We start from the raw sequence: 13,039 nt of genomic DNA on the forward strand, positions 1-13,039 counted from the left end.
CGATCGGACGCGGTGCGAGGCACCGGAGCTGACGCATCGTCATCTGACCGGTGGGTGCCTGTAGTTGGCGACGCGGATGCCGGGCGCGGCCCGGCCGGGTTGCTCAGCGGGTCCTGAAGCGGCGGAAGAGGTTGCGGGCCACGTACACCCCCGGACCGCCGAAGCCGACGATGTCGACGCGCCCGTCGCCGGTGATGTCGGCGAGGTACCGGGGGTGGCGGCCCACCCGCCAGGCGCCGGCGTCGTCGGCGTACCCGAAGCCGCGGCACACCAGCTGGGCCTGCTCGAAGCCGCCGTCGCCGCGGCCGTGCGCCACCCAGACCCCTTCGTCGCCGAAGCCGACGACGTCCGGTGCGCCGTCACCCGTGACGTCGACGAGGAACCGGAGGTGCCTGTCGCTGCTCCAGCCCTGGTCGTGCCCGAAGTCGTTCAGGACGAGTTTCGCGGGCTCGAATGTCCCGTCACCGCGTCCGTGTGCGACGACGACGCCCTGCGGGCCGAATCCGACGATGTCCACCGCACCGCCGCCGGTGGTCGCCGTCAGGAACCGTGGGTGCGCAGCGGCGGAGCTCCAGCCCTGGTCGACCCCGAAGTCGTCGAGGACGTAGAGGGGTTCGGCGAACATGCCGTCCTCGTCCTGGAGGGAGACCCAGACGCCGTCCTCGTGGCAGCCGACGAGGTCGAGCCTGCCGTTGCCGGTGGTGTCGGCGAGGAAGCGGGGGTGCTTGCCGGCGTCCCAGCCGCCCGCGTCCTCGGCGCGGCCGAACGCCGTGAGGGCGGGTTCGTCGGCGAGCGGCGCGAACGTGCCGTCCTCGTCCTGGACGGAGATCCAGACGCCGTCCTCGTGGCAGCCGACGAGGTCGAGCCTGCCGCTGCCGGTGGTGTCGGCGAGGAAGCGGGGGTGCTTGCCGGCGTCCCAGCCGCCCGCCTCCTCGGCGCGGCCGAACGCCTTCAGTGCCGGTTCACCGCTCGCGGGCGCGAACGTCCCGTCGTCCTGCCGGGCGGACACCCGCACGCCGTCGGCGGACAGCACGACCACATCCGGTTTGCCGTCCCCCGTGATGTCCGCGAACGTCCACAGGTCCGCGGGGTTGGCGGAGGGCGGGCCCTGGAGCAGGACGCGCTCGGCGTCGGCGAACGTGCCGTCGCCCCCGCTGGACGCCGCCACCGCCCCCTTCGGGAGCCTGAGCCCCACGATGTCGTGCCGTCCCGCTCCCGTGGTGTCGGCGAGGAAGCGCGCATCGGCCCCGGTCCTCCAGCCCGGTTGTCCACTCAGGGAGCAGTCGTTCGGCACGCCTTTCCAGCCGCCCGCGCTCTGGTCGCTGCCGAACCGTTCGAGGACCAGCAGCAGGTCGCTGAAGGAAGGTGTCGCCTCGGGTGCCGGCCGCAGCGCGGCGGAACGGGCCAGCCGCCAGGACTGCCGGCCGTTCCAGTGGCTCAGCGACGCCCAGCGCAGCACCGGGTCGCTGGTGCGCTCCGGTTCGTCCGGGACGAACCGCCAGCGCTGGCTCCGCGCGGCGTCGTCGTATGCGCGCAGCACGACCTTCCTGTCGCCCAGGTCGGCCCCGGCCCCGGCCCCGGCCCCGGCCCCGGCCCCGGCCCCGGCCCCGGCCCCGGCCCCGGCCCCGGCCCCGGCCCCGGCCCCGGCCCCGGAGCCGGAGCCGGAGCCGGAGCCTGGACCGGGGTCGGCGAGGTCGAGGACGGTGCCGTCGGTCGCGGTCTCGATGACGTACAGGCCCGCCTCACCTTCGACAGGGACGATGTGCCACTGCTGGCTCTGCTTGCCACCGGAGGCAGCGGCCCGGCGCACTCCGTGGTCGGGGGCGGCCGGATTGTCGAGGACCTTGCCGCCGGCCGCGTCGCCGATGACGTACGCCTCGTCGGCCTGCGCGGCGGGCAAGGGGGTGAGGTGCCAGAGCTGTCGACCTGGGCGTCGGCCCGGGCCTTCGTCGGCGACGTGACGGACGACCAGGGGTCCGTCCGCGCCCGGCGCGGCCTGCACGCCGAGGGTCTGCCCCGTGGCGGCGTTGACGATCTCCAGCTTCAGTTCTTCCATGGGCACGGGCATCGTGGTGCCTCTTCCATGAGGTGCGGACGACGACTCGGGACAGGTCTGGCGGGCGGATGACGCCCCTACGTGAAGACGTGGTGGTAGGGGACGGTCCACTCGCTGGGCAGCCGCGGGTAGAACGTGTTGATGACCGTCCCCGTGAAGTCCCCGCCCCAGTTGTAGGTGAGGCGCGCTTCGCTGTCGGCGGTCACCGCGTGGTCCTTGAACCCGAGGATGGCGTCGGGGTGGGTGATCGGCACGAACGTGATCCCGCCCCATGGCGTCACCGTGACCACCCACAGCTGCGTGTCCTCGGGCGCGCCGTTCTTCCCGCGCCACTTGTCGCCGACCTTGTCGGGGAGGCCCACCTGCACGGTGTCGGCCGTGCTCTTGGGGGCCTCCTGGTGGACGGTGACACGCCTGCGCTGCGGCTTGGGCACGCCGTCGTCGCCGCGCCCGTCCCCGGCCCCGCCCGCGCCGGCGGGATCGGGCTCCACCTGGCCCGCGGCGCTCTCGATGAAGTACAGCGGCCGCTGTCCGAAGAAGCCGGCGGGGGTGACGTACCAGAGGTGTCCCTGCGCGTCCTTCGTGGCCGGGTCGAGCGCGGTGGCGAGCTTGACGCCCTTGTCGTGGCTCTCCTTCGCCAGCTCGGCGGGGCGCAGGTAGCCGCCGTTGAAGGCGTGGACGAGCATGACCGGCCGGTTCTCCACCAGCGCCGCCACGATCGCGTTGTCGTAGCTGTTGACCGCCACCGGGCCGCCGACCACCAGATTCGCCATCGTCGTGCGTTCTTGGGTGTACATCGCGAAACCTCACCTCTTTCTGAATTCCTGAATCTTGAATGGGCAGAAAACGAATCGGGCATCCGGTTTTCCGAATTCCCGTGTTGATGACAGCGCTTCAATCTAGCGATCCGGTCCGCGAGTTGAGAACAGTCGGAACATACGATTCACTCGATTGAGGGTGATGCGTGAAAGGGTCTTCCCGAGGAATTGGAGCCCGTGTTAGCTTCGATTACCGCACAGCACGTACACGCATTTTTCCATTCCATCAAGCGTGATTCGACAAGAATCAGTCGAGGACGGGGAATGCCTTCCAACGCGTACAACCTGGGTCAGGCGAAGCGCCAGCCACTGACCAAGAAGAACCTGGGAGAACTGGGCATCGCCCAGAACTGGCAGTCGATCCTGAACCATCCCAACTTGGTCTTCACCGACGCCTCCGGTGTGCAGCACCAGCCCATCGGGTTCTCCGTGAACAAGTCGGCCTTCGGCACCATCCCCAGCTCTGCTTTCCAGTTGGGCTGGCTCTCCTACATGAATCTAGGAGAGCCGCTGATCGAGGAGCGGCTGAACATCACCCAGCCGCCGGCCGACACCTTTTCCTCCCGCTCCTACGTCAACCGCAGTCAGACGACCAAGATGACGTTCACCGACTCGGTCGATTTCACCGTGTCGAACGGCGTCACCTGGTCCCTGCACGGCGACGCCAAGCTCACCTTCGGCGGCAGCGTCAGCGCTTCCCTGCAACTCCAGTTGCAGAACCAGCTCCGGCTCGATCTCCAGTCGCAGCAGCAGACGCAGACGCAGAACGAGCAGGCGAACCGGAACACGGACACCGTGACCAACAAGAACAGCAAGGACAGCGTCGGTGTGGACAACGCCCACGCCTCGGAGGTGTCCTCAAGAAATGCCGCGTCGAATTCGGCGTCGAACGGAATGACCAACTCGGTGGGGTTCACGACCACGGGCAGCGCCACCGGCAGTGCGTCGCTCAACGCGCAGTTGGCGCTGGGCATCGCGGCCAGTGTCGGCGGATCCCTGACCACCACGTGGGCGTCGAAGTCGCAGATCTCCGGCGAGGTCCCGCCGGACTCCAGGGTGGCGACCCTCGTCACCCAGCGGCGCACCCGCAAGCAGTACTCCTACGAGATCCCGGTGACCTTCTCCGGGCTGATCGCGGTGTACTACAGCGTGCCGGTGGCCGTCCTTTCCCCGCCGCAGCCGGGGACCTATCCCGCCCTCGACCGGCTGGTCGCCCGCGACATCGGAGACATCGAGCTGACGGCCGGCGGCTTCCGGATGCAGGGATCGGCCGAGGTCGTCTCCGCGCTGGACGTCCACCACACGATGTTCGACGTCGAGGACCTGACCGACAGTCAGCGATCGCTGCACAAGCAACCGTGACCGGGCGGCGCCGCCGCCACGACGACAACCAGGGGTGACGACCATGGTGTTCGACAACATCTTCAACTCCGCGGGACAGGGCGCGGGCCTCTTCTCGGTGACCACCGACAGGCTCAAAGCGCAGCCGGGTGCGGGCGTCGACTTCGAGGACTCCGAGGACGACACGTACGACGACACGAGCACGAGCCTGTTCAACAGCGCGATCCACGGGGCGTCCTCGCGCGCGAAGGTCGTGCAGGAGCAGTCGCCCGAGGCGCGGGCGGTGCTCGGATTCCTCGGGTCCTTCATCCAGGCCACCCAGGCGTCGGCCGGGGCGCAGGCCCAGTACGCCCAGGACCCCGGCTCGGTGACCAGGGCCGCATCGGACGGGATGAAGGAGGCGAGCACGACGGTGACGGAGCACGGCGACCTCCAGAAGGACGGGGACCTGGAGAACAGGCCGAAGAAGAGCGACTACTCCAAGGCCCCCAGGACGCCGGAGGCCCCCAAGGCGGCCAAGCCCGCCGCCGAGGACCCGTCGGCTTCCCGGTAGTGCCCGACGTCCGGGGGCGGAGGCGACCTCGCCTCCGCCCCCGGACGTCCTGCGTCATCCCGGCAGCAACTGCCACTGCCGGTTGCGGTGGTCGCCGTCCGCGTCGTGTTGCCTGACCGGCGTCGGGGCGTTGGTGTCGACCCGCAGGAGCAGCCCGCTGTTGCCGTTGGCGATCTCGAACACCCGCGGGGTGTCGGTCACCGGGCCCACCGGGATCAGCCGCCACTGCTGGTGGCGTGCGTCGGCGCCCTCGTAGGCGCGCTGCGCGACGACCGCCCCGGCGTTCTCCAGCGCGTCGACGACCTCAAGGACCTTGCCGCTGCGCAGGTTCTCGATCCGGTACAGGACCTCGCCGTCGTCCTGGCCCGCCGCCACCAGCCGCCACCGCTGGTGGTCCCGGGGAGCGGGCAGGGACTGGTGGATCTCGGCGCCGTCCTTGGTGGACTCGCGCAGGACGCCCAGCCGCAGCCTGCTGCGGACGTTGGTCCAGCGGACCACGGTGCCCGAGTCGGGCAGCCCGGCCGTCTTCGAGGAGGCGATCTTCCGGATCCGGTGGTTCATGTGGTCGGCGATGAAGAGGCTGTCGATGCAGTCCACCGCGAGCCCGAACGGATAGTTCAGCTGCGCCGACGCCGGTGGTCCGTCGTCGCCGCCGAACCCGGCGACGCCCGTGCCGGCCACCGTGCTGATCGTCCCGTCCTGTGCGACCCTGCGGACCCGGTGGTTGCTGTAGTCGGAGATGTAGAGGGTGCCGGTGCTGTCCACCGCCACCCCGACCGGACCGTTCAGCTTCGCGGAGACCGCCGGGCCGTCGTCGCCGCTGAAACCCGCGGTGCCGGTGCCGGCCACCGTGGTGATCCCGCCGTCCGGATCGATCTTCCGGATCCGGTGGTTGGCGTAGTCGGCGACGTAGAGGCTGCCCGCGTGGTCCACCGCCAAGCCGTGGGGGTTCCTCAGCTGGGCGGAGGCCGCCGGGCCGCCGTCCCCCTTGAACGCGGCCTGCCCGGTGCCCGCGACCGTGCTGATCGTCCCGTCGGCGGCGACCTTGCGGACCCGGTTGTTGTAGTACTCGCTGATGTACATGTCGCCGGCGCTGTTCACCGCCAGCCCCACGGGGAGGTTGAGCCGTGCGTCGGTGGCGGGGCCGCCGTCGCCCGTGAAGCCCGCGGTACCGGTGCCGGCCACCGTGCTGATCGTCCCGTCGGCCGTGACCTTCCGGATCCGGTGGTTGTTGGTGTCCGCGATGTAGAGGGTGCCGGTGCTGTCGACCGCCACCTCACGCGGGTAGTTCAGCTGGGCGGCCGCCGCCGGGCCGCCGTCCCCCTTGAACGCGGCCTGCCCGGTGCCCGCGACCGTGCTGATCCTGCCGTCGGTGGTGATCCTGCGGACCCGGTTGCTGTAGAAGTCGGAGAAGTACAGGGTGCCGTTGTCGTCCACGGCGACCCCGTACGGGCGGTTCAACTGGGCTGCTGCCGCAGGCTCGTTGTCCCCCTTGTACGCGGCGACGCCGGTGCCCGCGATGGTGCTGATCGCCGGGGCGGGGTTCTCGTCGTGGGTGGCTGGCTCCTGGGTGGTGCTCATGGTCATCCCTTCCGTACCGTTGCCGGCCCGTGCCCAGGGTGAACCCCGGCGGCGGCCGTCGCCGGGGGACACGGCGTCAACGTGGGCGATTTCCGGGGCCCTTGCCCGTAGCGGCTGGTCAGGCCGAGGGCGTCGTCCTCGGCCATGAGGACGGCGTGGCCCCGGGGACGCTTACAGGAGACCGCAGCGGGGCCGCACCGAAAAGCCCGGCAGTACACGGTTCGGTCATCTCACCACGAAGGGTTTGAGGGTGCGGGACGCGTACCGTTCCAGGTGTCCGGCACGTGCCACCGGCATTCATCCGCACCGGGCTCGCCGGGTGGAGCCGGGACAACGGCTCAAAGACACCGAGGATCCGCACCCGTCCAGGTGAACATTCCGTCCCCGCGCATTCCTGCGGGCGCGTCGGGCTCGGACGGCGCGCCCCCAAGGCACCCATGGCCCGGTGCCTGCCCCTTCGCGCGCGAGCCCGCTGCACTCACCAGTGCTCAACGGGCTTGCGCAGGCGCGGAGTTCACCTCCTGGCGGGGTTCGGCTGCGGATCCGGGCGGCAGAAAGCTGGTCCAGGCGGTGCGGGCGGGCAGCGGGTGGACGGTGCGGCCGGCGACCGCGTTCAGGATCACGGCGGCCCGGTGCGCACCGAGGCCGAGGTCGGGCCCGTGCCTGTCCAAGTCGATCAGCGGTTACGGGATGCCCATGGCGCTCACGCTGATGCGTCCCGAGTACGACGTGTGGCGTCCCGGCGAGCACAACGGCACCTTCCGGGGCTACAACCCGGCGTTCGTCACCGCTGCCCGGGCCCTGGAGGTCTTCTGGTCCGACGGTGCGCTTCAGGCCAGGACCGCCGTGCTGGGCGAACGCGTGCGCCGCGCCCTCGTCGAGATGGCCCGCCGTCATGGGCTCGCGGCCCCGCGCGGACGGGGTCTGGCGTGGGGGCTGCCCCTGGACCGCCCGGGCGCGGCCCGCGAGGTCTGCGACGCCGCCTATCGGGCCGGGCTCCTCCTGGAGACCGCGGGCCTCCAGGAGGAGGTGGTCAAGCTGCTGCCGCCGCTCACTGTGACGGACAGTCAGGTGGAGCGCGGCCTGGCACTGCTCGACCATGCCGTCGCGGCGGTGGCCGGTGTCCGGGAACGGACGATTCGTCGATCGGACAGCCGTCCGGCGTGGAGCGGTCGTCGGTGACGACGCTGAGCGCGGGCGTGCTTCCCGACGGGTGCCGCGAACACCGACCTGCACGGCGACCATCCATCCTGCCCGGCGACCATCCGTCGATCACCGGGGTAGGTACGCCCTTCGTGTGCTCCCCGAGCTCGATCCCCGGGGCTTGAGGAGGAAGGGCCTTGACCTCAAGTGCACTTGATGCTTGAGAGTCGGCGCCCATGACACGTTTCTTGGACCTCGTTCGCCCTGCCGCCGGGACCGCTCTGATGAGTGAGTGGATCACTGGCGCCACCGAGCGTTCGCACCTGGCCGTCGACGCGTTGATGGGAGAGTGGGCGGCGGCCGAGACGCCTCCGGGGCGCCTGGCGCAGCACGTCTTCCTGTCCACCGATGGTGCCGGTCTCCTCTTCTACGCGCAGTGGACCAGCGATGAGGACCACTTGGCATGGGCCCGTGCCCATCGCGCCAGTGCCGTCAGCCGCGTCGACGCGCTCGTGCCCGGCATCGAGCGTCCCGGTCTGACCCGAACTCGCTTGATGCGCAAGGTCGTTCACGATGCGGAGCGGCCGGCCGGCGTCTTTGTGGTGAGTACGTTGGCGCTGGGCGACGTGGACTCCGCGGTCGCGCCGGCGTCGGGCTTGCTCGCGGCACACGTCCACCTGACATCGGACGGCGAGCACGCGATGGTGGTCGCCGAATGGGTCGACGTCGCCGCCCATGAAGCCGCCACCCCGGGTGCGGGCGACTCCAAGCGGTACACGCTCTACCGCGCCTTCGACGACGACCGCCGTTAGCGGCCCGCATGGTGGGCGCCGGGCAACAGGGGCAACGGCACCGGTCGGCCAACGCCCGCGGCTCCGGCATGACGGGTGACGAGTGATCGGTGATCGGTGATCGGTGGGCTGAGGCCGACCGGCGTTTCGTGGTGCGGCGGTTCTACGATCTCAGTTCATGACGACTCCGGACTGCTACGCATGCGGCAGGGAAGCAGAGTTCGACCACCTTCCACCCCGTGAGTGCGTGGTGCATGACCAGCACTGGCGGGTGGCCCACGCCTTCAACACCGCAGTGCCCGGCTGGCTGGTGCTGCTGCCTCGGCGCCACGTTGTCGCGGTTCATGACCTCACCGACGCCGAGGCATCTGCGCTGGGGGTATGGCAGGTCGAGCTCTCCCGGGCCCTTCGCAGCGTGACTGGTTGCGCCAAGACCTACGTCGTCCAGTTCGCCGAAGCCGAAGGCTTCGCACACGTGCACTTCCACATCGTTCCGCGCATGACAGATCTGCCACCGGAGCATCGCGGGCCCGGCATTTTCGAGCTGCTTCGGCGACCGGAGCAAGAGCGAGTGACGGCTGACCGGGCGGATCAGACAGCCCTCACTCTCCGAGCTCGGCTCCGGCACCGGAACGCCCAGTGATACGGGGTGCCGGGGTGACCGTGGGGCACCTGTGCGGAAGCTGCCGGAACGGTCAGGCGGTCAGCAGGCCCTGGGGCAAAAGAATCCATACGTGCGCGAGAGGAATCCACACGTATGCTCGATTCGTGCAGCTGCCTTCCCACACAAGTAACCCATTGATCGCCGCGTTTCCAGCCGGGCTCGTCGAAGACGTCGAGGCAGTTCTGGCGGTCATGCCCGCCTCTGAACTCGCGCCGATTGCTTGGTTTTCGGTCGTCGTGGAGGGCTGGCGGGTGTCTCTTCCCGAGCGGGTCTACAACGACGAACCCCCGGCCGGTGCGCTGGGGTCGCTCTCGCCGCGTCAACGGCAGATCCTGCACTGCTTGTACTCCCGGCACTGCGACGGGCGGGTGCGGCAGCGCCATCTGGCGGAGGTCGTCGGCTCCACGGAAGCCTGGGTGATTCCGTTCGTCGTGCGGTTGGTTGGTGAGTACGTCCTGGAAATCCTGGTCGTCATCCGCGACGAGCTCCGTCAGCTCGCCTCGCCGGGCGCACCCGGACACCTCGCGTACGGGCACTTCATCGTGGAGAACCCGGAGTTCTTCGCGCGGACCGAGCGCCGGGTGGTGAGTTACTGGAGCTGCTACCACCGCCATGCCTATGCGAGTTTCCAGGGTTATCCGGGGTCGACCGTGCTCGACCTGCTCCGTTCCGCTGCCTCCGACAGGGCGGGACGGCCCTGGCCAAGCCTCGCTCCGGCCGGCCGCGCCAGGGTGGACGGGTACTGCTAGCGCGGGCCGGGCCGACGCGGTCAGAGGTCTCCCCGGTGCGTCCCTTCGTACTCAGGCTCAGGCGAACAAGACGGGCGGCGCGCAGGGAAACGCTCAGCCGTGCAGCGTCGGCCGGTAGGTGAGCTCTTGGATGTCGCCGTCGAGCGTTCGGCTCTCGATCAGTTCGAGGTCGAAGTCGGCCGCACCTCGGAAGATCGGGGCGTCCCCGGTCCGACCTGTGATCACCGGGAAGAGCGTCACCTGGACGCGGTCGACGAGACCGGCGGCCATCAGCGCCCGGTTCAACGACAGGCTGCCGTGCGAGCGCAACGGCACCGTGGACTCCCTCTTGAGCCGGGCGACGACATCGACGGCGTCACCGCGCACGACCGTCGCATCCGGCCAGTCCAGCGGCTCGTCCAGCGTGCTCGACACCACCGTTGCCGGCATGCTCCTCATCCGCGAGACCCAGGCGTCACGCACCCCGGACTCCTCGGTGCTCTCGGCCAGCATCTGCGCGAAGGCGCGATACGTGGTGGCCCCGAAGACCATCCGCTGCTCCTTGTCGAACAGGGCGAGGCGGTGGTCGAGCAGTTCCGGGCCCTGCTTGCCCCAGTAACCGCCCCAGCTGTCGTTGCTCACGCCGCCGAAGCCGTCGAGGCTCGAAAAGACGTCGAAGGTGTACGTGACGGTCATGATGGGCTCCTCGCCTGATGGTTGATCCGGCCCTCAACCTGTGGTCGGTTGACCGGGCCGCACCCGTGCTTGATGGGCTCTCATGAGGGAGACCCGGGGCCACGGCGAAACTCATCGTCACCGCATTCCTGGATCGCGGCACCCGGACGCGGGTGGACGCGGTGTAACAAGTGCCGTTTCCGAGGGTTCTCGTCGCCGCTGACGTCGTCGACGACGAGGGTGTGGTCGTCCCACCGCGGGTCCCGCGCTCACCCACGTGTCTGTCCTCTCTTCCTAGGATTCGAGGACAGGAGAGGACAATGCCGATACGGTGAGCATGTCTGGGCCGGTTCTGCTACCGGCGCTCTATTGGTCCATCCGCAGCCCGCCAGGGCATGGACGCAGAGGCGGAAGAAGATGCAGGTCACGGCACATTCATTGCGAGCCGGGGCGCTTATCCGAGCGAGACTGCAGCAGGGGGCCCGGGCCTCCGTGCCCGCGGCGCGGAGGTCGTGCGGTGACTGAGCTCCACCTCCTGCTGTTCATCGTCGTCGCCGAGGCCGGACTGCTCGGCGCGGCCGGCGGCGGCATCCTCGCCCATTGGAGCGGCGCGTCCGCCGCCAAGACCGCCCGAGACTCCGTGATCGGCGCCGGCGCAACCCTCACGTTTGTGATCTCCGTGATGGTGGCCGCGGGCATTTTCCGAAAGTAGCCCCACCCAAACCGGGGGCGGACCGGGACGGTTCGCCCCGCCACCTGTGAAGGAGAGCCTCGTGCTCCGTGTCCGGCTCGGCCCGCGTCGCTACATCGGCGACCAGGAACTCGACGACCCGGTCCTGCGCCGCAGCCTGGTCGGTTGGGACCCCACCATGAGCCCCGACGAAACCACGCTCGCCGCCCGGGGCTGGTGGCGGGTCGGCGAGCGCGCCGACGGCGAGCACTACGTGGCAGTGGTCGGCGGCGGCGTGATCCGCCAGGTGATCGCCATCGAGCGCTGGCACACCCGCGAGGACGGTCGCAGGGCGTTCGACGGGGATGTCCTGCCCCCCGGCCACACCATCTCCGCACGCCTCGTCGGCAGGGACGACCCGCTCCCCGCCATGGCCCGCAACCCCGTTGGTTATTTCGACGATGATGCGGACCTGCGCCCCTGCGCCTGCGGCTGTGGCACCCGGGTGCGCGGCACATGGTCGGCCGGCCACGACCAGCAGGCCTTGCACCGCACCATCGCGGCCAATTGGCACAGCGTCGAGGCCTTTATTACCTGGTGCCGCGCCAAGGGCATGGAAGTACCGCCGCCCGCCACGGTCGGCGCGCCTGCCACGGTCGGCGCGCCCGTCACGACCACGGCTGCACCGGACCCGACGCCTTCCCGTGCAGCGGGGCCCGCACCCACCGACCCCACGGTGGCGCCGTCGTGACTTGCCGACGGGCAGGAACCCGTGGTGCAAAAGGCATGGCTGCGGAGGGACTGGGGCCCGCCCTCGGCGAGGGGCGGGCCGTCGGTGTCAGCTACCGGCTGCTGCCGGTGCTCGCGCCCGATCTCACTTCAGGTGGCGGGTGAAGAACCGGGCGGCGTCGTCCCCCGCGGACTGCGGGACGCCGGTGTGTCCGCCCATGTTGGCGACCAGGGTCTTCTCCTTGGAGCCGAAGGCGTCGAACAGGTCCAGGGCTGCCTGACGGTCGTTCCCCTCGTCGTCCCACTGGAGCAGGACGTGGAGGGGAATGGTCACCCGGCGGGCCTCATCGAACATGGTGCGGGGCACGAGACTGCCGGCGAACAGACCGGCGGCCGCGATGCGCGGTTCGACCACCGCCAGCCGGATGCCGATGGAGATCACTCCGCCCGAGTATCCGACCTTGCCCCCGATCTCGGGCAACGCGAGGAGGGCGTCAAGAGCGGCCTGCGCTTCCGGCACCGCCTTCTCGACGAGCGGCAGGACGAGGGCGTCGACGATCTCGTCGCTGACCGGCTCTCCGGCCTGCATGACCCGACGCAGGTCGGCGCGGGCCTGTTCGGCGGCGGCCGATCGGGGCCGGTCGCCGCAGTCGGGGAGCTCAAGGGTGGCCGTGGCGAAGCCGTCCGCCGCGGCGTGCCGGGCCCGGCCCACCAGCCGCGGGTACATCTTGCGCAGCCCGAGGGAAGGCTGGCCGAGCAGAATCAGCGGTGCGGGCGTGCTCGCGGATGCCGATGCCGGCGTCCACAGAATGCCGGGGACGTCGCCGAGGGTGAATGCGCGTTCGAGGACGCCGTCGTCGAGGCGCTGCTCGGAAGTGAAGGTGAGATGCATGGTCGTGCCTTTCGGGAGTGCACTGGAACGGCGCTCCCGGACGACGACCTGTCTATCGCCCGACCGTGACCCCGGAGGAGAGCACCCATGTCGATACTGCGTTCACGGGTACCACCTCCTCGATCTCTCGCACGGCCTGGCGGAAATGTAGCAGCGGTCGCCCCGTCCGCCCAACGAGTTTCCGACTCGCCACCGAGGACGCACCCATGTCCCGATACCGACGCGCGTTGGGCGGCCTGCGCGCACTGGTCGCGGTGACCGGCGGCACGGCCCCGCCGGACGGCAGCCCCGGTGCGCTCCTCGCGTCGGGAAGCGGGGCCCGCGGTCTGGAGAGCCGGCGAGGGGCCGGACGCCGGCAGCGCCCTTGCCCCGGAGGCCGCCGTGGCCTCCCGCGCCTC

At 70.1% G+C, this 13,039-nt stretch carries 14 protein-coding genes; 8 read left to right on the plus strand and 6 right to left on the minus strand.

Translation table 11 applies throughout. The features are described 5' to 3' along the window. Window positions 1-103 precede the first annotated feature (103 nt). Both ACGFW5_RS06240 and ACGFW5_RS06245 read right to left on the minus strand, forming a co-directional pair. Entirely contained in the window at window positions 104-2,068 is a 1,965-nt protein-coding gene (locus ACGFW5_RS06240; RefSeq protein ID WP_393833001.1) for an FG-GAP-like repeat-containing protein, read from the minus strand. Between the two features lie 65 nt (window positions 2,069-2,133). Beyond that, complete coding sequence (locus ACGFW5_RS06245) at window positions 2,134-2,853, minus strand: hypothetical protein (protein WP_393833002.1); 720 nt, start codon at window positions 2,851-2,853, stop codon at window positions 2,134-2,136. Window positions 2,854-3,138: 285 nt separating this feature from the next. On the opposite strand from ACGFW5_RS06245, the gene ACGFW5_RS06250 reads away from it, so the two are divergent. Both ACGFW5_RS06250 and ACGFW5_RS06255 read left to right on the plus strand, forming a co-directional pair. Beyond that, on the plus strand, window positions 3,139-4,236 hold the full coding sequence (locus ACGFW5_RS06250) for a hypothetical protein (RefSeq protein WP_393833003.1): 1,098 nt from the start codon (window positions 3,139-3,141) through the stop codon (window positions 4,234-4,236). 43 nt (window positions 4,237-4,279) lie between these two features. Next, window positions 4,280-4,768: a hypothetical protein gene (locus ACGFW5_RS06255; RefSeq protein WP_393833004.1), complete on the plus strand. Its 489-nt coding sequence runs from the start codon at window positions 4,280-4,282 to the stop codon at window positions 4,766-4,768. Between the two features lie 54 nt (window positions 4,769-4,822). Here the strand turns inward: ACGFW5_RS06255 and ACGFW5_RS06260 are convergent, their stop codons facing one another. Beyond that, the gene (locus tag ACGFW5_RS06260; RefSeq protein WP_393833005.1) at window positions 4,823-6,349 is read right to left on the minus strand and encodes an RICIN domain-containing protein; all 1,527 of its coding nucleotides are present in this window, start codon (window positions 6,347-6,349) and stop codon (window positions 4,823-4,825) included. Window positions 6,350-6,837: 488 nt separating this feature from the next. Then, entirely contained in the window at window positions 6,838-7,020 is a 183-nt protein-coding gene (locus ACGFW5_RS06265) for a hypothetical protein (RefSeq protein ID WP_393833006.1), read from the minus strand. A gap of 25 nt (window positions 7,021-7,045) precedes the next feature. Here ACGFW5_RS06265 and ACGFW5_RS06270 point away from each other — a divergent pair, with 25 nt between their 5' ends. The 4 genes from ACGFW5_RS06270 (at window position 7,046) to ACGFW5_RS06285 (ending at window position 9,696) form a co-directional block, all read left to right on the plus strand. Then, a complete protein-coding gene (locus tag ACGFW5_RS06270) occupies window positions 7,046-7,531 on the plus strand; it encodes an aminotransferase class III-fold pyridoxal phosphate-dependent enzyme (protein ID WP_393833007.1) in 486 nt (161 codons plus the stop codon). Window positions 7,532-7,776: 245 nt separating this feature from the next. Then, the gene (locus tag ACGFW5_RS06275) at window positions 7,777-8,304 is read left to right on the plus strand and encodes a hypothetical protein (RefSeq protein ID WP_393833008.1); all 528 of its coding nucleotides are present in this window, start codon (window positions 7,777-7,779) and stop codon (window positions 8,302-8,304) included. Window positions 8,305-8,461: 157 nt separating this feature from the next. Continuing rightward, complete coding sequence (locus tag ACGFW5_RS06280) at window positions 8,462-8,926, plus strand: HIT family protein (protein ID WP_393833009.1); 465 nt, start codon at window positions 8,462-8,464, stop codon at window positions 8,924-8,926. Window positions 8,927-9,051: 125 nt separating this feature from the next. Beyond that, entirely contained in the window at window positions 9,052-9,696 is a 645-nt protein-coding gene (locus ACGFW5_RS06285) for a hypothetical protein (RefSeq protein WP_393833010.1), read from the plus strand. Between the two features lie 93 nt (window positions 9,697-9,789). Here ACGFW5_RS06285 and ACGFW5_RS06290 read toward each other — a convergent pair whose 3' ends face one another. Next, window positions 9,790-10,371 carry a dihydrofolate reductase family protein gene (locus ACGFW5_RS06290; RefSeq protein WP_393833011.1) on the minus strand — a complete coding sequence of 194 codons (582 nt, stop codon included), beginning with the start codon at window positions 10,369-10,371 and terminating at the stop codon, window positions 9,790-9,792. 496 nt (window positions 10,372-10,867) lie between these two features. On the opposite strand from ACGFW5_RS06290, the gene ACGFW5_RS06295 reads away from it, so the two are divergent. Both ACGFW5_RS06295 and ACGFW5_RS06300 read left to right on the plus strand, forming a co-directional pair. Continuing rightward, window positions 10,868-11,062, plus strand: a complete 195-nt coding sequence (locus ACGFW5_RS06295; protein WP_393833012.1) for a hypothetical protein — start codon at window positions 10,868-10,870, stop codon at window positions 11,060-11,062. Window positions 11,063-11,123: 61 nt separating this feature from the next. Then, on the plus strand, window positions 11,124-11,771 hold the full coding sequence (locus ACGFW5_RS06300; protein ID WP_393833013.1) for a hypothetical protein: 648 nt from the start codon (window positions 11,124-11,126) through the stop codon (window positions 11,769-11,771). 123 nt (window positions 11,772-11,894) lie between these two features. On the opposite strand, the gene ACGFW5_RS06305 is transcribed toward ACGFW5_RS06300, so the two are convergent. Then, window positions 11,895-12,641, minus strand: a complete 747-nt coding sequence (locus tag ACGFW5_RS06305) for an alpha/beta hydrolase (protein ID WP_393833014.1) — start codon at window positions 12,639-12,641, stop codon at window positions 11,895-11,897. Window positions 12,642-13,039: the final 398 nt, after the last annotated feature.

It is taken from the genome of Streptomyces sp. NPDC048416 (assembly GCF_043200435.1).
Taxonomy (GTDB): Bacteria; Actinomycetota; Actinomycetes; order Streptomycetales; family Streptomycetaceae; genus Streptomyces.

What these genes read in the sequence shown, in the direction of transcription:
- ACGFW5_RS06290 (WP_393833011.1), bottom strand. Translation starts at nt 10,371, where the DNA reads ATGACCGTCACGTACACCTTCGACGTCTTTTCGAGCCTCGACGGCTTC.
- ACGFW5_RS06260 (WP_393833005.1), bottom strand. Translation starts at nt 6,349, where the DNA reads ATGAGCACCACCCAGGAGCCAGCCACCCACGACGAGAACCCCGCCCCG.
- ACGFW5_RS06270 (WP_393833007.1), top strand. Translation starts at nt 7,046, where the DNA reads ATGGCGCTCACGCTGATGCGTCCCGAGTACGACGTGTGGCGTCCCGGC.
- ACGFW5_RS06240 (WP_393833001.1), bottom strand. Translation starts at nt 2,068, where the DNA reads ATGCCCGTGCCCATGGAAGAACTGAAGCTGGAGATCGTCAACGCCGCC.
- ACGFW5_RS06275 (WP_393833008.1), top strand. Translation starts at nt 7,777, where the DNA reads ATGAGTGAGTGGATCACTGGCGCCACCGAGCGTTCGCACCTGGCCGTC.
- ACGFW5_RS06280 (WP_393833009.1), top strand. Translation starts at nt 8,462, where the DNA reads ATGACGACTCCGGACTGCTACGCATGCGGCAGGGAAGCAGAGTTCGAC.
- ACGFW5_RS06250 (WP_393833003.1), top strand. Translation starts at nt 3,139, where the DNA reads ATGCCTTCCAACGCGTACAACCTGGGTCAGGCGAAGCGCCAGCCACTG.
- ACGFW5_RS06305 (WP_393833014.1), bottom strand. Translation starts at nt 12,641, where the DNA reads ATGCATCTCACCTTCACTTCCGAGCAGCGCCTCGACGACGGCGTCCTC.
- ACGFW5_RS06245 (WP_393833002.1), bottom strand. Translation starts at nt 2,853, where the DNA reads ATGTACACCCAAGAACGCACGACGATGGCGAATCTGGTGGTCGGCGGC.
- ACGFW5_RS06255 (WP_393833004.1), top strand. Translation starts at nt 4,280, where the DNA reads ATGGTGTTCGACAACATCTTCAACTCCGCGGGACAGGGCGCGGGCCTC.